We start from the raw sequence: 23547 nt of genomic DNA, 5'->3' as shown, positions 1-23547 counted from the left end.
TTACCGACTCAAAATTCTACTGAAGACACCATACTCACGATTTTTTTTTGCGTACCCTAAACAGTCATCTGCAAGATAAGCAATTTTCCTAGCCCATTTTGTCTTTCCGTTTGCTAACACCCCTCCTTTCTCCTGAGCACGAACAAAATCAGATAATGCGCAGTCAAATTCTATCGAAACGTCCATTCCAACTGCTTTTTCTAGTTCCTGACGGGTCATAAGCACACTTGATTTCTTCTGAACATTGCTTACGACCAGCAAAGGCCGAATTTTTTCAAATTCTTTCAAGAAACTTAGTGCTTTAGCTGCAGACCGAGCTCCTGAAAGCGACAAATCAGTGCACAGTACGACCACCTTAATTTGGTCTAAAATTCCAGAGAAATCCGATGCTCTGAGGCTTGTCAGGTCCCAAATATGATTAGAGAAACTGTTATCTAAATATTCCGACAAAGCCACTATAGAGTCACTATTTAAAGAGCTAACTTGGTTGCAGTCTAGGGAATCATTTAGACAAACAAGATTGTTAGATACTTCAATCAAACTTCTTTTTACAACTAGATCATCAATGTCATTAAAATAAGTAAGAATTGAAGAAAGCTGGCCAAAGTTTTGATTATCAATAGCGAAAGCCGATGTACCCATATGCATATCTGTATCAACCAAAGCTACTTTGCGATTCTTTCGCTCAGCAATATACCAAGCCGTATTGGCTGCGATGGTACTAGTACCAACGCCACCTTTAACTCCCCAAAATGCAATCCCATTGCGTGGAAATTGTCGCTTTAAGTCTTCTTGCGCTATTTCGAGAATTGTTTGACGCAAAACATCATGGTCTATTGGCCTAAAGAGATAGTCTTCAACACCCAAACGTATTAGTGAGCGGTATGTATTTACATCTATATTTTCACCAATTAGTACCAAACGTACACTTGGCCCAAAAGCCGCGAGTAGCCGTTTGACTTCACCAATTATTGAATCCGAGCTTTTTATTTCAATTACAGCTATATCTGGCGCTTTATTAACAAGTTCAATTAGGCCTTTATCTCCTTTCAGAGAGTAAGCTTCTGGATTTAATTCAGTGTTTTTAAACTGAGATTCAAAGCGTAGTTTGTCGTCATTATCCAAGAAGTTGATAACTATTTTATTTCTAGATAAATGATTCTGCAGATCCATAAATTACCCTCCTGCCCCTAAATTAGCTTCTTGTAGGGGCATTACACTACCCTTGTTGTATTTCTGAATGGCGCTTGTGGATTGGACAGCCGAATCACGGTTTAAAACGCTCTGTCCGATAAGGTCTCTTGGATCTGAAACTGACATAACTAAATTTTGTAAAGTTGAACATTCTAGACCTGCTGAAAACCCCGTTTTCCCATCGCGTAGTTCAGTATTACGGTATTGCGATTCACAACCTTTCAATATTGCATTAGCGTAGTAATGAGTTACTCTGAGGTTATCTTTGGACTCAAAGTTGAAATCAACATTGATTGGTACACTTGGCCTCAAGTCTTTGTATCTAGAAATCAGCGCCATATAAACATCGGCTTGTGTTTTGCTGACTGACAAATTTATGCTCATAGTAGCTGGGGTAGACAAGTGTTTTACGACTGCGTCAGCTGCGTTTGAGTGAGGAATCGTAATTTCAGATTTCCCGACACCTACTAGAATATGAGGTGACTCGTAGGGTTCAGATAGATTCAATTTCTTATCTGTAATACCAATTAGGGAGTGCTCTAGCTGCGTGCAGCCTACTAGAGAGTTCAGTATAAATGCTGTGATAATTAGTTTGTTATATGCCATTACAGACCTTTAAAATTCGAACCCAAGAAAGGCTTCGTCAGCGATTGACTTAGGTGGGCGTTGATAATCTTCAAGCGGTTTCAAAGAACGACCAAAAACCAAACGTTCAAATGGACTTGCTAGGTGCACTCGATCCGTTGGAAGATCTAGGGGTGAAGAAGCAGGGTCAACAAGATATGCCGTGGCGATAATAACGAGTTCTGTCTCGTTGTTTTTAAACTTAGAAGATTCAAAAAGGCGACCCAGAACTGGCAATTGATTTACCCAAGGAAGATTTTCCAGTTCGTCTGTAACATCTCTTTTGACCAATCCGGCGAGAGCAAAGCTTTGTCCAGACGCTAATTCTACAGAAGTTTCCGCTCGTCTAACGCTAAAACCTTTGTATTGACCTACTGCATTTGCTGCCGAAACATCACTAATTTCCGTTTTGACTTTGAGAGCAATTCGATTTTGTGACATAACTGTAGGTGTTACAGAGAGAAGAACCCCAAAAGGCTTGTATTCGACCGTCGCTGCCTGTTCGTCATTGCCACCAATCACCTGAGGTACTTCTCCACCAGCTAGGAACGAAGCAGTTTCACCGCTGGTCGCTGTCAAATTTGGTTCAGCTAATACAGAAACTAGATTTTCACTAGCAAGTATGTCCACCATACCTACCGCATCAGCACCTGTGGAACCGAAATCTCCGACTATTGAGTTACCTGAAGCCCAATTAATCTTTTTTGTGAATCCAAATGTCACGCTATTTAAGGCATCTTTTACGCTCTCACCCGCGTAGTTCCATTGAAATCCAAAGTTCTCTTTAACCTGTTTACTCACTTCGGCAATTCGGACTCGTATGTTGACTTGGGTTGGTGCTAAGACTGTTAAGCGATTTACCACCTGACCCATTTCTAAACCTGAAATGCCTCGTCCTTGACCAACACTTCCTGCTCCACTTTCTCCTCCAGCAGAATCACTGCTTACTGCACCCGAAGACTCTGCATTACCGCTAGCAGATTTTAGTAACTTTGAATTCAGGATAGCATTTGCCATGCCGACCGCTTGATTAGCGATACTCGGGCTTGGAACATAACCAGTCAACATAACCGTATTGCCATACGGTTTAGCAATAATATTGGAGTTAGGAAATTCTCTGGTCAACGTCGGTTGCAATTCAGAAAGATCGTAACCCACCTCGACATTTGCCGAAAAGATATCGTTACCCTCATCGTCTAATACATATAGACTTGTGGAGCCAGGTTGCCGAGCGAAAAGTAAAATAGTTGATGCATTAGGAGCTTGGAAACTCGCTACTTTCGGGTCTGCAATAAAAACTGTATTTACTCTACTATCAAAAGTTAATTTGTTAGCTTGTCCAACATACATCTGAACAACCGAATTGGTGCTTTCTAAATTGGCAGCAATCGATGCAACAGGTGCAGCTATAGTGATAATTGCGATTAGCAAATACCAAATACTGGATAGTGTTTTGAATAGTGTTCTATTTTTCATGTTTAAACCTGACATTTTTATTCAGCTAAGACTTCTACATTACTACCAGCAACACTGAGGTTTCGACGTTTTACGCCATGCATTAGAATGATGTCTGGGTTGTTAATCGGTTGATTGAAATGTTCAACAACTTCTTGAGCCGTGGTGGATGTTACCTGTGTGGATGTTAGTTCATCAGTAAATTCACTTCTCAAACTAAGGGACAACTCACCTAGTCTTCGAGCAACAGTTAATAACTCAGCTTGCTCTGGAGAAGCTTCTAATGTTGCCGTGCCATGCCTGGTAACATCAAATGCAGCTACACGGCTTAAATTGTTTACACTTTGATTAATTGCGAGCACTCGCACATCACGCAAGATCGTTTTTGCTATTAAACCAGAACGCTCTTTACCCGAGAGACCGTCACCATCTAGATTAGTAGTCAAAATCACGTCGACCGAATTTCCTGGTTTTATCAAGCCAGAACTTCCAGAAATTACGTCTATTGGGATACTTAATGCTCTTTTTCCGGGTTGAAGAACAGCAGAAAGATAATTGTGTTCACCGGGCCTTATAAACATTGCAGTTTTTAGAATCTCACCCTGTTGAATAGCGCTACGAACTACATATCCATCCAAACTGGACTTTTCGGTTAGGCCAAAAACAAAATACTGATCGAGATTGCCTACTAACTCACCTTTTTCCTGCCATTGAAAATCATTTTCTGACACTAAAGTGCCTTTGATTAGTGGCCTAACAGCTACTAGGTATTTGGGCATTGTTTGTTTTGTTTCTGGCAACTCAGCCGCGCTTTTTGCGCCAGAATCTAACTCTGGCAAGTGCACCTGGGAGCTTTGGGACTGTGAATACTTCCATAGAACACCCACAACTACAGCAGCAAAAAGACTGTAAATTAACACTCTACTTATCATCGAAATTGGTACTTATTTTAGAAAGGAGGCACTAAATTTTTAATGCCCTGTTTTTAAAGATGAATTACATTAAATCCATGGAATAACTGAACAGAGAATATCCATTGAAGTTACGTCAAATCAAAGCACTGTAACTACTGATTTAGAGAACGATTAATTGCCCTCAGACCCGCCTGCGGTAGAAGAATCGATAGAACTCGCGATAGTTTCAAATGCACCATTTAGCGCCTCTTTAAATGCGCCGTCATCGCCTAATATGAGGGCAATCACACCAGCTAATCCCGCTGCAAGAACACCATATTCTATAGACGTTACTCCTCGTTGCTTAGACTTTAGCACGACCTTTTTAGCATTAACCTTCATCTTTTATCCTTGAACAGATATCACAAAAAAATTATTCATTGATAATACTTATCATTATCATTATCATTCGATTTCAAAATTATCACTTAGATTATCGTGATGTTCAAGGACTATTTTCCAGATCAAAGGATTGCCAGAACTAATTTAGGCAGTCAGATAACCTAAACAATATGAAATCCTGAATAATTCATACAAACGTAACAAAGAGAAAAACCATGAGAATTAAAGTTTCAGCAGCTTCAATCGCTATTGCTGCAGCCCTATCCGGTTGTGGTGGTGGAGGTGGAGGTGAATCAAATCCATCTAGTGCCATTAGTCCACAAACTGGTGTGTTTACCGACAGTGAAGTTGCAAACGTCAAGTATAAAACCGCGACCCAAGAAGGTTTCACCAATGAAAAAGGAGAATTCACTTTTTTACCGGGTGAAAAAGTAACTTTTTCTATCGGAAAAATCAGCTTAGGTGAAGCAGTCGCAACTAGCGTAGTTACGCCAATTGACCTACCTGCCCCAATTAAAGTAGCGCGCTTTCTTCAATCGCTTGATTCGGATGGTGAAGGTAGTGTAGATACCCCGATTGTGATCTCGCCAAAAACTCACCGAGCTCTTGAAGACGTGTTGGGTCTAGTTAATCAGAATGGAAACGATATTGACTTGGATGATATTGATGATGCTCAATTTGACGCCAAGCTCGCGGATGTTATTACGGACGTTCAGGCTGAAGCTGATGACATTGAACCAGCCATCAAGGATACTCTCGTCGTTGTCACTAAAACGAGAGCAAAACAACACCTTAACAACAATCCGCATATTCAAAGAAAAGGTGGGTTAAAAAAAGGCCTACTATCCCGAATTGAAAAGTTCGAAGAGCAACAACTTAGTAATGAAGTACTAATCGAACTACTCGAAGATACCGGCATGTTTGACGGAGATGAATTCAATAATTTCGATTTTCAAGAATACTTCAACTTCAAAAATGCGATAGTCTTCGATCAAGATGGCGCGATTGATGAAGATAAAACGATTGAAAACCTTTTGGCAAAAGATCACGCTGTAACAATTCTCGAATCCTTTTATGAGAATAGTGAAGGCATAGATTTAAATTCTTTGAATGACGCTTTAAATCTATTCACTAAATATCCAGTACAAATTCAACAATTCTTGCCGTCTTTAGAAGAGCAGCGCACTTTTTTCTCAAATTTAGAAAATGGACAGGCTAGTGCGGCAGAAGCAAAAACCGTCGTTCGTCGCTTTAATGCACTTTCGATTCTGTCTCACCTCGAAAACAATCCTAGACAAGTCGAAGACCAAGAATTAAATCATTTATTTAATCAATCCCTACTTGGCTTGGGTTTCGACGTGCCTATTGACTTTACAGAGGCAAAGGTCTTCAAACAAAATGGCGACCTAGATATTGATGAATCGCACAAGCGTGCGCTTAAGTTAGTTGAGCTATACGTTGAGCTACATTGGAACAAAGAACGTACTCAAGAAGAACTCAATTTAATATTCGATAAATTTGACTTACTTGCGAATACAGTCACACCAATATCGATGAGAAATTCAGATTTTTATCAAGTCTTGGTTAGCAGAGTAATTGAATCTGGCATCTCAAGTACTAAGAAAGTAATACAAGAAACTGACCGTTTGGCGAAGTCAAAATCTGGTATCGGTCCCGTCATGAGCAGAGCGGAGATTAAAAAATCCATCCAGCAATTGTATAGCATCGACATCTTTGATATCGATTATTCAGGCGACATTGTACTTGATGAAAACGATAATATGGATTGGGGAGCAACTCTAACCAAAGTAGCAACGCGAAATAGCCGCGTTGCTGCTACTTTTAAATTTTTGGAGTCGAACCCAACCTACGTGCCAATGGGTTTGCGAATGCTAGGCTTTACTAACATTGAAGATAATGACTACCAATGGAGCAAAGTTCTAAAAGATACTTCATTTAAGTTTGATGAAGTGCAAAGTCTTATTGATGGTACTAACAAAATCACTAAATACGCAAGATCTCAAAGCGAAGGGCCATGGCCTGACCGTGATGATTTTCCAACCAACGGTGCCAAAGATTTTGATCTAACAAATAATGAGTTGAAAGAAGCGATAAATAACGCTCATTTCGCTGATTTATCGGGCTTACCAAATAATGCTTCTCTCAAAAAGATGTTGGTGCTGACTAATAAAAACACCGTAAACCGCTCAGCGCTGCAAAAAAACATTGAAATCACAAGGCCACATCCTGGTGTTCGCTCGATAGACAATCAAGTTAACAATGGCTCAAACCAATCGGTAATACTGAACGATGGAAGTATACTCACGTGGGAAAAGGAAAACTTCGAAGTTTTCAACATTTCTCAGAGCCCAGCTACTCAGTTATTTACCAATACGCATATGACTGCGGCTATTCGTGCAGATGGTTCTGTTGTTTATTGGAAAAACAACGGTCTAACTGACTTCACAGTGCTAGATGTGGACGCAAGAACTATCGTTTCAACTCATGAGGCTATGGCTGTCGTATTAAACAACGGTTCAATTACAACATTCAGTAATTATATTGGATACAACGGAAGAATACCTCAAGAGCTAGATTTCTCAGCGTACCAACAAGATTTAGAGCAACACAAGGTTGTATCTGTCGTTGCATCTGACAGTGCGTTTGCAGCAATACTTGAAAATGGTCAAATTATTTCTTGGGGTAAAAATGTCTCTGAGTCCGATCAGCAAAAACTGCAAGTTATTGTACCAGGAGCAGATCCTCAGAGACCCGACGACAGTCCAAGGTCTATGGCAAAAGCTATATACGCTAATAGTCAATCCTTTAGTGCAATACTATACAACGGCGGAGTGGTATCTTGGGGTAATCCATCCGCTGGTGGGTCAACAGAATTGGTCGAGCAAGAATTGGTTGGGGAATTAATCTACAACAACGAAGAATCTAAACCTGGTGTTATTTCTATAGCCTCAACGAAAACAGCATTTGCAGCATTACGAGAAGATGGAAAAGTTGTAGTTTGGGGAGAAGGCTCTAAAGGTGGTTTGTTCTCTATACCAGACTCTCTTTTAGTTTGGCCAGATCACTTTTTTGTTGATAATGAAAGAAGTAAAGGCCTAAAAGAATTTTTCTTAGATGAAGAAGGAAAGCCCAAAAAAGAGCTACTTCAACAATTCGAATTTAGTGGAGTTAACTTCCCAAGTGTCGAGGAAATAGCTGAGCTAGATAGTGGAGTTAAGGCTATTTATGCTTCTGACTCGTCATTCACCGCAATTAAAGATAATGGTAAATCTGTAATGTGGGGTGGAGAAGACACCAATAAATTATCAGAAGAAAACAAAGTTGCATTAAATACAGAAATTGAGAAGATTGTTTCCAGTGAAGACGTATTTATCGCCATATTTTCTGATGGTTCGGCTACACAATGGGGAGCACCATTCGGTACAGTAGATTCATGGGGAGATCAATATGGTACCGGACCACAGCTAGAGAAAATAAACGGTTCTAACCCTATTAAAGATGCCAAGATCTCGTCTAATACAGTCGCAGTTTTATATGAAGACGGTAGCGTTTACCAATGGGGTATAAGAGGATTAAACCTAGTTAGATTCTACAAATGGAACGAAGAACCTAATCATGTTGAATATCCCGTAGAATGGTTTACCCCTACTACTGAATCACAAAAATTTGTCAGTCTAGAGAACAGTGATAACGGCTTTGTTGGTCTCAGAGCTGACGGCAGCATTGTAAGCTGGGGAGGTATCTTTAATGCCAATTCATTTATTGCAAAAAGACATACTGGTCCAAATGAATCAGGCAATAATTTTTCGGGTATCCATGACTTAGATGGTGACGGAATCATGTCTGATATAGAAATTCAAGATGGTTCTTCTCCATTCCTCAGTGATACCGATGGTGATGGTGTGTTAGACCATCACGAGAAAGTACTTGGTACTAGTCCTACTACACATCGATTGACCAAGTTACTTAATGGTGCTCCATTCCCAGATGACAAACTGAGAATGTTAGACGGAGAAACCGTGCCCGCAAGTTGGTACAGATACTAGAATATTTAGTAGAGTCAGGCCCGGCAATTTTGCTGGGCTTTTTCTGTATATTCTGACATGGTAATGTTTGTTTTCTTTCAGGTTCTAGTTTGATGAACTTTCAGGATCCGTTAAGCGTTTTTATTCAACACCTTTCCCCAAAAGTCGAAGTTTTTGCTCAAGTCAACTTACGTGAACCTTGGGGTATTAGTGAGCCCCAAATTTCCAATGGAGCATTTAGTTATGTCCGCAAAGGGCAATGTTTAGTCGAAATCGAAGGACAACCATCGATTCATTTAAAAGCAGGGCAAATGCTGCTTTTGCCCTATGGCTGTGCACACCGATTAAAGAGCGATGTTGATGTTGTCTGTCTTGATGCCGACCACCTATTTAGCAACAAGTCTGTTCAGCAAATCCAATCCATGACCATTGGTGGCGGCGGCGAAGTGTGTGAAATGGTATGCGGAACCATTCAGTTTTCTTTGGTACAGCACTGGGGCAATGATGCCAACTTTGGTGGCTTACCCAGCGTAATGTTGGTGGATATTGACCATAGCCCTAAGCTGTCTTCCTATATTGAGTGGATATACCAAGAAAACCTAACTTTAGCGGCAGGACATGAACTCGCCGTCCGTCATCTTCTGGACTTATTTTTCCTAGAAATGCTGCGAGGGCTGAATGCATTTGAGCTCTACCCAAGTTGGTTACAAGCGTTAAACGATAAGTATCTCGCCAAAACTATCTTGGCCATTCAGCACAACTACCAAGATGACTGGACCTTAGAGCAACTGGCACAGCATTCTGCATTGTCTCGCTCAGCATTCGCAGATCGCTTTAAAAAGATCACAGGGTCTACACCGCTGCTATTTGTCCGACAATGGCGCTGCTTCGTTGCCGCCGAGTTGTTAGTAAATAGTCAGCAAAGTATTCAAGCCATCGCCGATCAAATTGGCTTTCAATCGGCCGACGTGTTCATTCGCAATTTTAAGCAGTTCCACTCTGTCACCCCAAAACAATATCGCCTGAAAAAAACCAAAATCGATAAAAAGTCCAAGCTCATCGACGAAACGTGTTAATCGCGAGCATAACTATTTTAACTGGTTTTCAAAAACTTATAGTAGCTCCAAGTTAAATAGTTGGAGCTCGACGTCTTATGAAAAAATCCGTTTTACTCACGAGTGCTACCGGGAATGTTGGTTCTTTTATCGCACAAGAAATGCAAAATCATGGCTATCAGATTTTTGCTTTATGTCACTCAGAAGAAAACCGGCAACTTGCTCTAAAATCTGGCTACAACATTATCGATGGGGATTTAACCAAACCCGAACTTTGGGTTGAAGCCATTGATCAGGTCGACGGTATTATCCATACCGCTTGCACTTTTCAAGAAGATATGGGGCAGACTGATTTCAAATTTATTCAATCAGTAGTTGGTCGCTTAGGTGAGATGCAACGAAATAATCTAGTCTTTGTTTATACCATCGGCTGCTGGGTACATGGCGACCATCAAGCGGTTATTGATGAAACGACACCAGAAGTTCCAGTCGATGATTTTTCATGGATGAAAGACAATCGAGATTGGCTGTTTAAGCAAAGCAACCTTAAAGCCTGCGCGGTAAGCCCTGCCAACGTCGTCAACCCAAAACACAACTATGTACCTGATATCTTGCATTTGGACTTTCAGGCTCATGGTGTTTTACGTTTACCAAAAGATCGTGATACCAACATTTCATTAGTGTCCGTTGAAGCGCTAGCTTCCCTATATAGATTGGCGTTTGAACATGCCAAACACGGCGAGACCTACATTGGCGTTACCGATCCACAAGTGTCTTACCAGTCGTTTGCGCCACGCTTAACCGATACTCCGGATCAAATAGAGTTCAAATCCAATTGCATTGACCATTGGATTAATGATTACGGAACCTGGACTGAAGGCTATGGGCTCAATCAAATCTTCACAAGCCAAAAAGCAATCAAAGAGCTCGGTTGGTGTCCTACTCCTGTTTATACCAACGATACAACGGACTAAAAGGAACGAACCCATGAATCATTCAGACCTTGCTGATAAGTACGTTGAGCTGGCGATGAAATACTCGGATGAACAGTTTGTCGAATGTGGATTTGCGAAGGCCACTCAACGTCAACAAGCACTGATCGAACGAATCAGAACGAACAAGGTAACCAGTCAAGACTTAGCAAACCTTGAACCGGTATTTGCTTTAGAAAACATTGATGTTCACAAACATCTTAGCGCTCATAAACCTTGGTACCAATTCTGGTAATGGTTCTGGCCATGATACTGATAGTCACGGAATCGAGTTTTAACTGTCTTTCCAAGGCGAGTGTGCGATCATAACGGCTAATTTCAAATTAGATCGTGAACATCATGAAATCGTACTCTGCAGCCATCTTCGATATGGATGGCTTATTGCTCGATACCGAACGAGTTTGTAAACGTATTTTTAAAGCCGCTTGTGAGACTCACAATGAGCCGTTCTACGAGGACATTTATCATTCCATCATAGGTCGCAATAGCGCTGGAATAGATAAGATTCTGCGTGATGCCTATGGCGCAAAGTTAGATGTGATACATGCCGAATGGCGCAAAAACTACAACGACGTGGTGTTGCATCAAGCCAATCCAATCAAAGAGGGAGTGATTGAGTTATTAAAGTTTTTGCAAGCAAATGACGTCAAACTTGCGGTAGCAACTTCGACTGAAAAGTCGGTCGCGAAAACCAAGTTGCAGCTGGCAAAGCTTGATCAATATTTTGACGTTGTAACAACAGGCTGTGAAGTCACTCATGGCAAACCCGCACCTGATATTTACCTTCTCGCGGCTCGTCGATTGGCGCTACCAGCTGAGCAGTGCCTTGCTTTTGAAGACTCAAATAATGGGGTAAGAGCCGCCGTTGCGGCCAATATGATCACATATCAGATACCGGATTTGGTTCAACCAGATACGGAAACACTAACACTCGGTCACCAAGTTCGACCAAGCCTTTTAAGCGTACTGGAGGACTTGCAAGCCGTGTAACTTAACCGGAAAGAGAAATGACAACACCACTGATTATCATCGCTTTATTAATCTCACCACTGTTGATTGCGTGGTTGTTAGGTAAACGCACACCGTATAACAAACATGTTTACGGCACTTTAGGCTTATCTATCGCGTTTTTCTTTTTTGCTCTTGGGCATTTTATCGCTACCGAAGGCATGGTTGAAATGCTCCCACCTTGGGTTCCTTATCGACTGGAGTTGGTTTACCTCACTGGAATTCTTGAGCTTGGGATTGCGATTAGCTTACTACTACCCCGTTATCGCGTTTTAGTCGCCAAGCTCGCGATTATTGTTTTTGTACTGTTCTTTCCAGCAAATATTTACGCCGCTTGGCACAGTGTTGGCCTTGGTGGACATACCTGGGGACTCGTCTACTTGTTCATACGTTTACCGCTACAAATTCTATTGATTGGCTGGACGTACTACTTCTCTGTGCGACTTGGCGAAAACACGTTTTCTAATTAAACGACAAAGAGCGACACAAAGAATTTGGATCTTTTTATCTAATTACAAAACCAAACCTGCCTCAACTTAAAATTAGGGTTGCCAAAAGGTTTAGTAATGATAATAATTATCATTACTAAACCTAGGAGCCATCGATGAGTCAAGCCGCGCTGTATAACGCCTTTTTCAAATCTCAGGATAGATTTCTACAACCAGATTCACACTTAGGCTTTGAGCCAGACATCATTGGCGACTACATTCACAATTCGATGAATTTGGCTTCATGGTACGAGGCCGATTCGCAGAATGAAAATATGCTGTTAGCGGAATGGACTTTGAAACAAGTCTACTTCAATTTGTTAGACGCTATTCAAGATCCTAAACGCAGTCGAATCTTCCGACGTGTCTGTCTTGACTCCATCCACACTCCTCTTATTGCGTTAAAGCGACATTTCTCACGTATCGAAGACGGAGATATCGAGTTTTTGCGCCTGAAGCAAAACCTTAGGTTTATTCATAGCCCCTACGATTAATTAAAACGATATAAATTCAAAAGGATATCCAATGACTCAACAATTTCGCGTAGAAAAGGACAGCATGGGTGACGTGCACGTCCCAACTAATGCACTTTACCAAGCCCAGACCCAACGCGCAGTCGACAACTTTAAAATTAGCGACCTCACTATGCCTCATGGTTTTATTCAGGCTTTGGCATTAATCAAACAGTCAGCGGCCATTACCAACGCCAATTTAGGTCTATTGGAAGGTGATATTGCCGAAGCAATTTCAGATAACGCGCAGCTTATTTTAGATGGTGAACATCTGGATCAGTTCCCAGTTGATGTATTCCAAACGGGTTCCGGCACCAGCTCTAACATGAACGCCAACGAAGTAATTGCGACACTCGCCAGCCAACAATTGGGCGATTCAGTAAACCCGAACGATCATGTCAATATGGGTCAAAGCAGTAACGATGTGATTCCAACAGCGATACAAGTTAGTGCCTCTGTCGCAATCCACAAAACCTTAGTTCCTGCCCTACAACATTTACTAGAAACACTTGAAACGAAACAAGCTCAGGTCGGTCATCACGTTAAAACCGGTCGTACCCACCTAATGGACGCAATGCCGGTTACTTTTAAACAAGAACTAGGTGGTTGGAAACACCAAGTTGAGCAAGCGCTAGAGGGCATTAAATCCTCACTTCCTGCAGTTCAAGCCTTAGCGCAAGGCGGTACTGCTGTAGGTACAGGTATCAACGCAGATCCAAGGTTTGCCGAAAAATTTGCTGATAATCTAGCTCAATCGACTCGCATTCCTTTTACAGCAAGTCCAAATTTCTTCTATAACTTGAGTAGCCAAGATGCGTTGGTTGCACTATCAGGTCAGTTAAAAACCTTAGCCGTAGCATTTTTGAAAATCGCTAACGATCTACGTTGGATGAACTCTGGGCCACTCGCTGGCTTAGGCGAAATTGAGCTGCAAGCACTACAGCCAGGCTCTTCAATCATGCCAGGAAAAGTAAACCCGGTGATTCCTGAAGCAGCAGCGATGGCGGCAGCTCAAGTAATTGGTAATGACAGTACCATCACTATCGCGGGTCAGTCAGGTAACTTCCAGCTAAACGTCATGCTGCCTGTAGTTGCTTATAACGTACTGCAGAGTATTGAAATCTTAGCTAACAGTGCTCAGGCTCTTGCCGACAAAGCGATTGGTACCTTTGTCGTGCGACAAGATAACCTCGACCTTGCATTAGCCAAAAACCCAATTTTAGTGACCGCGCTCAATCCGGTAATTGGTTACTTAAAAGCGGCCGAAATTGCCAAACTGGCTTATAAAGAAGGGCGACCAATCATAGATGTAGCACTAGAGAATACCGATTTGGATAAAGCAACATTAGAACGACTGCTCGATCCTACTAAACTCACTCAAGGTGGCGTCGCGGAATAATCCACCTTTCCACTTGCTTCACATCTCTATCTAATTCGATAATAAAAAGCGCTGACTCAAAAGTCAGCGCTTTTTGATATGAATTTTTGTCGTGCCCTACGTGGGAATCTCCTAGAGCACCCGATACATAATGTAGGTATCCACGTATCCCATCTGACTATGCTTATATCCCTTGGGAATAGTACCCACTATCTCAAAACCCATACTTTCCCAGAGATTCACCGCATGCCAATTGGTTGAAATGACTGAGTTGAACTGCATCGCTCGATACCCTAGACTCCTCGCTCTTGTCATAGCGTGTTCCGCGAGTTTTCTAGCAACGCCTTGACCTCGTGCCTCTTCGTCAACCATAAAGCCGGCGTTTGAAATATGCCCGCTAGGTCCCATTCCATTGGCCTTGACGTAGTAGGTGCCGACAATTTTGTCATCGATTAGATAGCCGTAAGCTTCATCTGATTGCTCCATCCAAATGTTCGATGCTTGTTCCGCCGTCATATTTGGATCATAAGCATACGATTGTTGTGCTTTAACTATCTTTTCAAATTCTGGCCAAAATAGAGCAAACAATTCTTCTGTCATCGGTACAATCATTTAACACACGCCCAAATTCAGTCTTACTTTTAGGACGTAATTATACGGATAACTAACGTTTCTCGCGTTAACAAAGGTTAAGTACCAAATCCATTTCGGGGCACTTATGTTTCAAACTCATACGGCCTGGGCTAGTTTGACCACCTTCTTAACCCACTTGTCGTGTTTGTCTGGTTTGGAATTCATTACCGGGCCAAGGTACGTGGTTTTTTTCAACTTAATTCCGCAAAATTCCAAGATGGTTTTTTTGAGTTGATGATAGATTGGCTTGCATTGATACCATTTGTACCAGACTGTTGGCGTGTCTAGCGTAATCACCAGTTCAGATGTTCTCCCAGTCAGCAGTTTTTTCGGAATCATCTTCCCTTTGACATATTTAAAAGAGAAGCCGGACAAAAATGCACGGTCAAACAATCCTTTTAGCTTAGCGGGCATTGAACCCCACCATACTGGAGACACGATAACGATATGCTCTGCCCAGCTGATATTTTTCTGGAAAGTGACAAGGTCAGGCTCAAGTTCTTGTATGGAATCGTAGCCGTTGTCCAGACTAGGATTAAAGTCCATTTCACCGATGTGCATCACTCGAACTTCATTCTTAGGAGTCGAAGCGTTGAGGTATTCGTCTGTGATCATTCTGCACAGACTAGTTGGCTTTGGGTTACCATTTATGACTAATATTCTTTTCATAGATTTATCTCCGTTAATGACGAACACAAATCCATCCTAAACCCTGACCCTAGAGTTAGAGTCAAGCAAAACTATTGGTTGTTAATCTTAATTATCAAAACAGCTTTCTATCTCAGATTGGCATTCTAGAATTTTTTGTTTATGCCCTTGTAAGCGCATAATTTCTATCTCTACTTCATGCTGCTTCACTTTGAGTAAATCATGCACTTTGCGCCAATCAATATTGCCTGCACTGTTTTTCAAAGCTGTTATCTCAGATAGTTTAATTCCGAGCTCTTGAGCATCTCGAATTAGTCTGACAAATTCAATATCTCTGGGAGTATAAATTCGATATTTTCCGCTACGCGCAATCGACATTAAACCAAGCGATTCGTAAAGACGTATCGCACGCTCTGTCGCCCCAGTTTGTTTCACTACTTCTCCGATATAAACCGAAGTCATAACACCTCCGTGTGTTGCTTAACGTCTTTTGAAAGGCCGATGGTCTAAAGCTCGGATAGATGGTTGAGTGGCGCCCATCCTAGTACATCAGGTTCGCTAGTCTTATAACCCCAGATCCAACCATTAAGCTCGGTTAGAGCAACGAGTTGAAGGTCAACCTCAAGGTTGTGCTCTCGAGCGGTATAGTCTTCCAACACGGTGACCAAATCACCTTCAATTTTCAATATTTGCTTAGGAACCCAACCTTGCTTCTCAGTCCCCTTACAATGAACCCAGTTAGGCCAATTTCCTTGGTGATTGGATTGTTCGATTGCAGTTAACAGTTCACCCTTTGTTATCGTAATCGGATTTTCTGGTGCATCGTGATAAGACTTAGTGACGACGTAATTCTTCATACGTTTTTACTTCTGATTGGAATATTAGTTAGTCATAGTAAGTAAAAAGGAGAATAAAAATGATTGAATCACATCAAATTTAAACACTTTTTCTTGTTTTAGTAGGCTTGTTAGGACTCGAAGTGAACTTGCTCAAAATGTGGGTTGGCTGTTATCGCTATCATGGAAACGATGTTATCTAAAACGACCGATACAATAGCGTTTTCTTTTTCAAGCAACATACACTCTTGTTTATCTTTGTTTCGCGCGGTGTCTTGTGCAATACCTGATATGATTTCACCGTTAACTAGAGTTAACTTAATCTCCAAATTAAACAAACAAGCGATTTCAATGTAGTCGTATTGTTGGCAGCTAATCAAAAAAATCTCCTTTGGCTTCAAAGAAATGATGCTTCTTTAGCTAAGACCGCGGAAGATAATATTTTACTTTCATCCAAACGCAAAAAAGGAGAGCCGAGGCTCTCCTTTGAAAACTAGTCACTGCTTAATTAAAGAGCAGCTTTTGCTTTTTCAACAAGTACAGTGAAAGCTGCTTTGTCGAATACTGCGATGTCTGCAAGGATCTTACGATCGATCTCGATAGATGCTTTCTTAAGACCGTTGATGAAACGGCTGTAAGATAGACCATTTTGACGAGAAGCCGCGTTGATACGAGCAATCCATAGTTGACGGAATTGACGCTTCTTGTTGCGACGGTCGCGGTATGCGTATTGACCAGCTTTAGTTACTGCTTGGAACGCTACACGATAGATACGTGAACGAGCACCGTAGTAACCTTTAGCTTGCTTTAGAACTTTCTTATGACGTGCACGAGCTTGTACACCACGTTTTACGCGAGGCATTATGACTCTCCTAAACTAAATATTGTAATCAGACTAAAAAATTAAGCGTATGGGATCATACGAGCTACTGCTGCAACTTCACACTTAGGAAGTAGAGCGTTAGGACGTAGTTGACGCTTGTTCTTAGTTGTACGCTTAGTCAGGATGTGACGCTTAGTCGCACGCTTGAACTTGAAACCACCAGCAGTTTTCTTGAAACGCTTAGCAGCACCTTTGTTGGTTTTCATCTTAGGCATGATGAAGAACTCCGCATTGTTAAGTTTAAAACACGTAATTAGGGCGAATAAAGCCCAGCCACTCATCTCTAGTCGAGGGAAGCGGCTAGGTTTAATTACTTGTAAAGCCGTTAATTACTTCTTTTTAGGGGCTAGCACCATGATCATCTGACGACCTTCAATGCGCTTAGGGAAAGATTCAACAAGAGCAAGCTCTTCCGTATCTACCTTTAGACGATTAAGAACGTCGACACCGATCTCTTGGTGTGCCATCTCTCGGCCACGGAAGCGAATTGTTACCTTCACTTTGTTGCCTTCTTCTAGGAAACGCGTCAGGTTGCGTAGTTTTACCTGATAGTCTCCAATATCAGTTCCAGGACGGAATTTTACTTCCTTAATCTGGACCTGTTTTTGCTTCTTCTTCTGCTCTTTAGCAGCTTTGCTCTTCTCGAAGAGGAACTTGCCATAGTCCATCACACGACAGACAGGTGGCTCGGCGTTAGGGCTGATTTCTACCAAATCCATTCCTGCTTCTTCTGCAGCAGCAACAGCTTCTTGGATAGATACAACACCTACTGACTCACCATCGGCGCCGGTTAGTCGGACTTCACGAACGCCACGAATTTCACCGTTTAAACGATGTAGGTTTTGCTTGGCCGGTTGTTGGCCACGTCTTCCGCCTTTAATAGCTTATTCCTCCAGATTGAGCTTACGGCTAGCGATCTCGTCTTGGATGTAATTCACAAAGTCATCCACTTTAAATTTACCGAGATCTTTACCTTTGCGCGTACGTACTGCAATTTCTCCGGCTTCCATCTCTTGGTCACCACAAACGAGCATGTACGGAATGCGCTTCAAAGTATGTTCGCGGATTTTAAAGCCAATCTTCTCATTTCTCAAGTCTGCTTTGGCTCGAATTCCACATTTTTGCAGTTTCTGAACGACTTCGTTAACGTAATCAGACTGTTTATCCGTGATATTGAGAATAACAACCTGCTCTGGCGCCAACCAAGTTGGGAAGAAACCTGCGTACTCTTCGATAAGAATACCGATGAATCGTTCCAATGAACCCAATATAGCACGGTGAATCATAACCGGCACTTGACGCTCATTGTTTTCATCTACATATGTCGCACCTAAACGATTAGGCAAGTTAAAGTCTAGCTGCACCGTGCCACACTGCCACGCACGGTCTAGACAGTCATACAACGTGAATTCAATTTTTGGTCCGTAGAACGCACCTTCGCCTTCTTGAATCTCATAAGCAATATCGAGAGCTTCGAGCGACTGTTTCAATGCTTCTTCAGAACGGTCCCAAATTTCATCACTACCAACACGCTTTTCTGGGCGAGTTGACAATTTAACGACGATATTTTCAAAGCCAAATGTGTTGTACGTATCGTAAACCATGCGGATACATTCAGTGACTTCTTCTTGAATTTGGCTATCAGTACAGAAAATATGCGCATCATCTTGTGTAAATCCACGAACACGCATGATGCCGTGCAGTGCACCAGATGGCTCATTACGATGACAAGAACCAAATTCAGCCATACGCAACGGTAAGTCACGGTAAGATTTCAAACCTTGGTTAAAGATCTGTACGTGACCCGGACAGTTCATCGGCTTGATCGCGTAGTCACGGTTTTCTGAGGAAGTAGTAAACATCGCATCAGAGTATTTATCCCAGTGACCAGAACGCTCCCACATAACTCGGTCCATCATTAGAGGAGTCTTCACCTCTTGATAACCGTATTCAGTCAGCTTCTGACGGATAAAGATTTCCAAATCACGGAATACTGACCAACCATTGTGGTGCCAGAACACCATACCAGGTGCTTCTTGTTGCATGTGGAACAAATCAAGCTGCTTACCAATCTTACGGTGGTCACGTTTTGCTGCTTCTTCCAAGCGAGTCAGATGCGCTTTCAGTGCTTTTTTGTCGTGGAACGCCGTACCGTAGATACGCTGCAACATTTTGTTGTCGCTGTTACCACGCCAGTATGCACCCGCAACACTTAATAAAGTGAAGTGTTGGCAGAAACCCATATGTGGAACGTGTGGACCGCGACACATGTCGATGTATTCTTCGTGATGGTAAAGGCCTGGACGATCGTCGCGCGATACGTTTTCATCCAAGATTTCCACTTTGTATGGTTCGCCGCGTGATTCAAAGGTATCACGAGCTTCCTGCCAGCTAACTTTTTTCTTAACAACTTGATACTTGGTTTTTGCTAGCTCTTTCATGCGCTTTTCGATTTTGTCTAAATCGTCTTGCGTTAGAGACTCATCGAGATCGATATCGTAGTAAAAACCACTATCAATCGTCGGTCCAATTGCCATTTTAGCGTTTGGATAAAGCTGCTTGAGCGCATGGCCCAACAAGTGAGCACATGAGTGGCGAACTATCTCTAAACCATCAACTTCATCTTTGGCTGTGATGATCTCAAGGCTCGCGTCAGCTTCGATCAAATCGCAAGCATCAACACGTTGACCATCTACACGACCAGCAATGGTCGCTTTCGCAAGACCGGGACCGATAGATTGAGCGACGTCTAGAGTAGAAACAGGGTTATCAAATTGACGTTGGCTACCGTCAGGAAGAGTAATTACAGGCATTGTATGTCCTTAACAGTGGTGTCACCTACCAAGTAACACTTGATTAAAAGTTTATTGAGCTCATCAACTTTACCCTCAAGTATCTTGTAACAAATCAAGATAGGCTCCTGCTGGTAAAGCGAGAGTCGGTCATTCTAACCAATTCGTTACAAATTGAAAGTGAAACCTTTTTGTCAAATTTAGTTGTACTTTAGCTCAACCTGAATAAGCATCAGATAGCGTCAGCTTTTCGGCAACGGCGGGAGTGACCAAGTGCCTGATAGGTTTTGACTGAGCAAGCGCTTCGCGAATCTGAGTACTGCGAACCGGCAGAACTTCAGGACAAGTTAATACAGACCAGCGGCTTAAAATCTCGTCAGCTTTGTAGAATTTAGCAAAGTTCAACAAGTTGTCTGGCCCCATGACAAATGTAAATTGGCAGTCGGCGTGTTTAGCCTGTAGGTGGCTCAACAAATCAAACGTGGTAACTGAGTTGTCTCCGTCAAACAATCTCTGCTCTTCTGTACACAAACGAATATCTGGATTGGCAAGATCATTAATGAAAGCCTCGACTAGCTGACAACGGAAATCAAAATCGAGCATTTGCTTACCCCACGCGTGTGAAATACTCGGCACCAACCAAATTTGATCAAAGTGTTGCAGCGAATCAATGACACTCTTGTGCCCTAAACTCGGTGGATTAAACGCGCTACCAAATATGGCAATTCGACTCATGATGTCTCCGTGCACTACTCAAACATAACTTAGGTAAGGTATGATACTGAAAATTGTCTAAGCAGCATAAAGGAAATGCAATGGAACAACAGATCAGAGACGAGATGCGCGTTCTGCCTTCAATTGATGCGGACTTTGAAGTTCAACGTCGCGTTAAATTCATTAAACAGACTCTACAAGCATCTGGCACTCGATTCTTGGTTCTTGGTATTAGTGGTGGTGTCGATTCCACAACTTGTGGCCGTCTCGCTCAACTTGCAGTCAATCAACTCAATGAAGAAACTGGCTCCAGCGACTATCAATTTATTGCTGTTCGATTACCCTATGGCGAACAAAAAGACGAAGACGAAGCGCAGCTCGCACTTTCTTTTATAAAGGCCAGTCAATCTGTTTCAGTTAACGTTAAAGATGGTGTTGACGGTATACACGCATCGACTCTATCTGCTCTTGAGAATACAGGTTTAATCCCAACTGATGCTGCAAAAGTAGACTTTGTTAAAGGTAACGTGAAAGCTCGTGCCCGTATGGTGGCTCAATACGAAATTGCTGGACTTGTTGGCGGACTAGTGTTGGGAACTGACCATTCAGCAGAAAACATCACTGGTTTTTACACCAAATACGGTGATGGAGCTTGTGATTTGGCCCCTTTGTTTGGCCTAAGTAAACGTCAAGTCAGGCAAATTGCAGCTCATCTCGGAGCGCCGGAACAGTTGGTAAATAAAGTCCCGACCGCTGATCTGGAAGAGCTTGATCCTCAAAAAGCGGATGAAGATGCGCTGAACCTAAGCTACGAGCAAATTGATGATTTCTTGGAAGGTAAGCCTGTATCACAAGCGGTTACCGAGCGCTTAGTGAAAATCTATCAGGTGACCCAACACAAGCGTCAACCTATCCCAACGATTTACGATTAAGTAACGTTTGCCAAAAATCAAAAAGGGAAGCAAATCGCTTCCCTTTCTTTCCCCCGATATACATCGTTTGAACAATAGTTTTCAAAAGCTTGTTTAAATTCGCTCTTCAATACCGATATTATTATTTGCCCATAACAGGGCTTGTAGACGGTTTTTAGCGTTAATCTTTTTGAAAATATTGTGTAAGTGAGTTTTCACTGTATTTTCACTAACAAAAAGCTCTTCAGCAATTTTCATATTGGACGCACCTTGTCCAAGTAATTGCATGATCTCTTTTTCTCGGCGAGTTAGGTTGGCGTATGCTTGTGACGTAGTCACCGTATTGGCGCCCCGATAGTGCTCGATATAGTCTTGAGCAACCTTGCGTGACAACCACATTTCGTCTTCCATGATCTTTTGCATGCCTTTCAGCAGCAAATCAATATCATCATCGACATAAAACACCCCCACGAGATTACGCCATTTAAACAACTGACTTGAAGGGACATCCTTCGGGCAGTTGATAATGATCTCTTTGACGGCACTGTTTAATGTGGCTTTAGCTTGCGAATATATTTCAAATTTGTTGTCTGATAGATAGTTAAAATCTATAAGAATGTAGTCACCCAAAGTTGGGCGAGCCCCTCCATCCTGTGTCAGTTCAGCAACCGAAACAATATTTACACTAAGCTGGATGCCTTTTTCTAATGAGTCCTTGAACAATTTACTTTGCATACTGACATCAGACAGCAATGTAACTTGGTGAACACTATTTTCCATCATGGTTTACCTCTCCAGCAGTTAAACGATGTATAACTTAAAACTATCGTTTAGTTGGAATTCGTCAACCTCATGAAATGTGATATAGAACGACCGACGGTATTATTTTATTAAGATTCAATCACTTAAAATATTTCTCAAATATGAGATAACCACAATTTGACCAAGATTTTACAAAGTGTGTCTAAGACCATCTAAAACTAAAGTGCATCTAGTTTCTGTGCAACATTTTACGAGACAGTAAAACAAATCCAAACAACGCCAACCAAATTAGTGACACACTTCCACCGCTACTTGATTCAGAAGTCACGCATAAGGCTGTCGAATTTGCTGTAGTATTTCTGGCGACAGTTCGACCTCCACCATTATCAATCACTTCAGCCTTTGGCGTAACACACCCTCGCTTCACCCAGTTAATCCAGCTGAGATAATCGCGTACTTCTGTAAATACTGAGGTCACTTTCGATTGCGTAGTGTCGCCACACGTATTTGCACCAAAACTGGTAATGCCGATCTGCTTTATCTCGCCACCAACATCCATATAGATAGGCCCACCGGAATCCCCTTTACACGTAGAACCCAAGTGGGCAACAAGATCTTTATCTTCGGTACCAGTGAAACAAATCTGGCTACTATTGATACCACCGTATACGCTGCGGCAAGTTGAGCTCTCAACAAAATTTAGGTCCACTTGCTGCAAGCGATTTGTCGGGTTGTCAATATTTCCCGCGATCTGTCCGTGCCCAATTGCTGTATATGTTTTGGTATTTGGGTATGTATTGTTAAACCCTTGGATAAGGTAAGAAGCTAGTGTGGAAGATGACTGGACGTTTAGTGTATTTTCCAGTTCCAAAATTGCAATATCATTAGGATACAGGCCGCCGTTTTGATAATTATCTGGATAGTAAATTTTCGAAATTCTAGAGTTGACTGCACTATCGATGTTAGCTGCAGATAATGTCTCTACACCATGAGCGATTTTTGTATTCAGTATATCGTTGTCAGAATTACCAAAAACGCAATGCGCTGCTGTCATCGCATACTTTTGATCAATTAGCGTCGCACCACACTTAAACGTTTTGGTAACCCCATCATCCGTATAAAAGATTGAGAATGATTGATAGTTAGCAATGGATGCATCAGATCCATTAACGATATACGGAGTTACAGTTTGCGCTTGAACGAACGTAGGAATCGCGCAGGTAAAAAATATACTTAACGCATAGCTCACGTTTGAGAATTGGGATAACTTGGATTTGATTCGGTTCACTGCGGCTAGCCGTTCGGATTTTTTAACCATTAT

Annotated in this window: 26 protein-coding genes; 9 read left to right on the top strand and 17 right to left on the bottom strand. The window is 42.0% G+C overall.

Features of this window, described 5'->3' with window-relative positions; genetic code table 11:
• The 5 genes from ACXAFJ_RS17820 to ACXAFJ_RS17800 all read right to left on the bottom strand — a co-directional run bounded on the left by ACXAFJ_RS17820 (position 1) and on the right by ACXAFJ_RS17800 (position 4568).
• Entirely contained in the window at positions 1-1173 is a 1173-nt protein-coding gene (locus tag ACXAFJ_RS17820; RefSeq protein WP_475325284.1) for a CpaE/TadZ family protein, read from the bottom strand.
• A gap of 3 nt (positions 1174-1176) precedes the next feature.
• On the bottom strand, positions 1177-1800 hold the full coding sequence (locus ACXAFJ_RS17815; RefSeq protein WP_475325282.1) for a hypothetical protein: 624 nt from the start codon (positions 1798-1800) through the stop codon (positions 1177-1179).
• Positions 1801-1809: 9 nt separating this feature from the next.
• Positions 1810-3294, bottom strand: coding sequence for a type II and III secretion system protein family protein (locus tag ACXAFJ_RS17810; RefSeq protein ID WP_475325281.1), 1485 nt, complete (start codon positions 3292-3294; stop codon positions 1810-1812).
• 17 nt (positions 3295-3311) lie between these two features.
• Positions 3312-4193: a Flp pilus assembly protein CpaB gene (gene cpaB, locus ACXAFJ_RS17805; protein WP_475325280.1), complete on the bottom strand. Its 882-nt coding sequence runs from the start codon at positions 4191-4193 to the stop codon at positions 3312-3314.
• A 165-nt stretch (positions 4194-4358) separates the two neighbouring features.
• Positions 4359-4568, bottom strand: a complete 210-nt coding sequence (locus ACXAFJ_RS17800; protein WP_475325278.1) for a Flp family type IVb pilin — start codon at positions 4566-4568, stop codon at positions 4359-4361.
• Positions 4569-4783: 215 nt separating this feature from the next.
• Here ACXAFJ_RS17800 and ACXAFJ_RS17795 point away from each other — a divergent pair, with 215 nt between their 5' ends.
• From ACXAFJ_RS17795 to ACXAFJ_RS17760, 8 genes are all read left to right on the top strand, one after another.
• Complete coding sequence (locus tag ACXAFJ_RS17795) at positions 4784-8635, top strand: RCC1 domain-containing protein (protein ID WP_475325277.1); 3852 nt, start codon at positions 4784-4786, stop codon at positions 8633-8635.
• A 92-nt stretch (positions 8636-8727) separates the two neighbouring features.
• Entirely contained in the window at positions 8728-9690 is a 963-nt protein-coding gene (locus ACXAFJ_RS17790) for an AraC family transcriptional regulator (RefSeq protein WP_475325276.1), read from the top strand.
• A gap of 77 nt (positions 9691-9767) precedes the next feature.
• Entirely contained in the window at positions 9768-10643 is an 876-nt protein-coding gene (locus ACXAFJ_RS17785; RefSeq protein ID WP_475325274.1) for an NAD-dependent epimerase/dehydratase family protein, read from the top strand.
• Positions 10644-10656: 13 nt separating this feature from the next.
• Entirely contained in the window at positions 10657-10896 is a 240-nt protein-coding gene (locus ACXAFJ_RS17780; RefSeq protein WP_475325272.1) for a hypothetical protein, read from the top strand.
• Positions 10897-11000: 104 nt separating this feature from the next.
• The gene (locus tag ACXAFJ_RS17775) at positions 11001-11651 is read left to right on the top strand and encodes an HAD family hydrolase (RefSeq protein WP_475325270.1); all 651 of its coding nucleotides are present in this window, start codon (positions 11001-11003) and stop codon (positions 11649-11651) included.
• Between the two features lie 17 nt (positions 11652-11668).
• Positions 11669-12139 (top strand): DoxX family protein, encoded by a 471-nt coding sequence (locus ACXAFJ_RS17770; RefSeq protein ID WP_475325269.1) that lies wholly within the window; start codon positions 11669-11671, stop codon positions 12137-12139.
• 134 nt (positions 12140-12273) lie between these two features.
• Complete coding sequence (locus ACXAFJ_RS17765) at positions 12274-12651, top strand: hypothetical protein (RefSeq protein WP_475325267.1); 378 nt, start codon at positions 12274-12276, stop codon at positions 12649-12651.
• A 31-nt stretch (positions 12652-12682) separates the two neighbouring features.
• Positions 12683-14068 carry a class II fumarate hydratase gene (locus tag ACXAFJ_RS17760; RefSeq protein ID WP_475325266.1) on the top strand — a complete coding sequence of 462 codons (1386 nt, stop codon included), beginning with the start codon at positions 12683-12685 and terminating at the stop codon, positions 14066-14068.
• 111 nt (positions 14069-14179) lie between these two features.
• On the opposite strand, the gene ACXAFJ_RS17755 is transcribed toward ACXAFJ_RS17760, so the two are convergent.
• From ACXAFJ_RS17755 to ACXAFJ_RS17710, 10 genes are all read right to left on the bottom strand, one after another.
• A complete protein-coding gene (locus tag ACXAFJ_RS17755; protein WP_475325265.1) occupies positions 14180-14647 on the bottom strand; it encodes an N-acetyltransferase family protein in 468 nt (155 codons plus the stop codon).
• 129 nt (positions 14648-14776) lie between these two features.
• A complete protein-coding gene (locus ACXAFJ_RS17750; RefSeq protein WP_475325263.1) occupies positions 14777-15349 on the bottom strand; it encodes an NAD(P)H-dependent oxidoreductase in 573 nt (190 codons plus the stop codon).
• A gap of 87 nt (positions 15350-15436) precedes the next feature.
• Positions 15437-15790 (bottom strand): MerR family transcriptional regulator, encoded by a 354-nt coding sequence (locus ACXAFJ_RS17745; RefSeq protein ID WP_475325262.1) that lies wholly within the window; start codon positions 15788-15790, stop codon positions 15437-15439.
• A gap of 44 nt (positions 15791-15834) precedes the next feature.
• Positions 15835-16185 carry an SH3 domain-containing protein gene (locus ACXAFJ_RS17740; protein WP_475325261.1) on the bottom strand — a complete coding sequence of 117 codons (351 nt, stop codon included), beginning with the start codon at positions 16183-16185 and terminating at the stop codon, positions 15835-15837.
• Between the two features lie 110 nt (positions 16186-16295).
• Complete coding sequence (locus ACXAFJ_RS17735; protein WP_475325259.1) at positions 16296-16544, bottom strand: Rho-binding antiterminator; 249 nt, start codon at positions 16542-16544, stop codon at positions 16296-16298.
• Positions 16545-16672: 128 nt separating this feature from the next.
• Positions 16673-17026 (bottom strand): 50S ribosomal protein L20, encoded by a 354-nt coding sequence (rplT, locus tag ACXAFJ_RS17730; RefSeq protein ID WP_475325258.1) that lies wholly within the window; start codon positions 17024-17026, stop codon positions 16673-16675.
• 41 nt (positions 17027-17067) lie between these two features.
• A complete protein-coding gene (gene rpmI / locus ACXAFJ_RS17725) occupies positions 17068-17262 on the bottom strand; it encodes a 50S ribosomal protein L35 (RefSeq protein WP_475325256.1) in 195 nt (64 codons plus the stop codon).
• 114 nt (positions 17263-17376) lie between these two features.
• On the bottom strand, positions 17377-17928 hold the full coding sequence (gene infC, locus ACXAFJ_RS17720; protein ID WP_475325786.1) for a translation initiation factor IF-3: 552 nt from the start codon (positions 17926-17928) through the stop codon (positions 17377-17379).
• 3 nt (positions 17929-17931) lie between these two features.
• Positions 17932-19860, bottom strand: coding sequence for a threonine--tRNA ligase (thrS, locus tag ACXAFJ_RS17715; protein WP_475325255.1), 1929 nt, complete (start codon positions 19858-19860; stop codon positions 17932-17934).
• Positions 19861-20055: 195 nt separating this feature from the next.
• On the bottom strand, positions 20056-20574 hold the full coding sequence (locus tag ACXAFJ_RS17710) for a nicotinate-nicotinamide nucleotide adenylyltransferase (protein WP_475325254.1): 519 nt from the start codon (positions 20572-20574) through the stop codon (positions 20056-20058).
• 80 nt (positions 20575-20654) lie between these two features.
• Here ACXAFJ_RS17710 and nadE point away from each other — a divergent pair, with 80 nt between their 5' ends.
• Positions 20655-21485 (top strand): ammonia-dependent NAD(+) synthetase, encoded by an 831-nt coding sequence (gene nadE / locus ACXAFJ_RS17705; protein ID WP_475325253.1) that lies wholly within the window; start codon positions 20655-20657, stop codon positions 21483-21485.
• 93 nt (positions 21486-21578) lie between these two features.
• Here the strand turns inward: nadE and ACXAFJ_RS17700 are convergent, their stop codons facing one another.
• Positions 21579-22247 carry a LuxR C-terminal-related transcriptional regulator gene (locus tag ACXAFJ_RS17700; RefSeq protein WP_475325251.1) on the bottom strand — a complete coding sequence of 223 codons (669 nt, stop codon included), beginning with the start codon at positions 22245-22247 and terminating at the stop codon, positions 21579-21581.
• Positions 22248-22455: 208 nt separating this feature from the next.
• Positions 22456-23544 (bottom strand): S1 family peptidase, encoded by a 1089-nt coding sequence (locus tag ACXAFJ_RS17695; RefSeq protein ID WP_475325250.1) that lies wholly within the window; start codon positions 23542-23544, stop codon positions 22456-22458.
• Positions 23545-23547: the final 3 nt, after the last annotated feature.

The organism is Vibrio sp. ABH4_348 (genome assembly GCF_056159765.1).
Note: the sequence above shows the minus strand (reverse complement) of the source record. Positions and strands in the feature narration are given on the sequence as shown.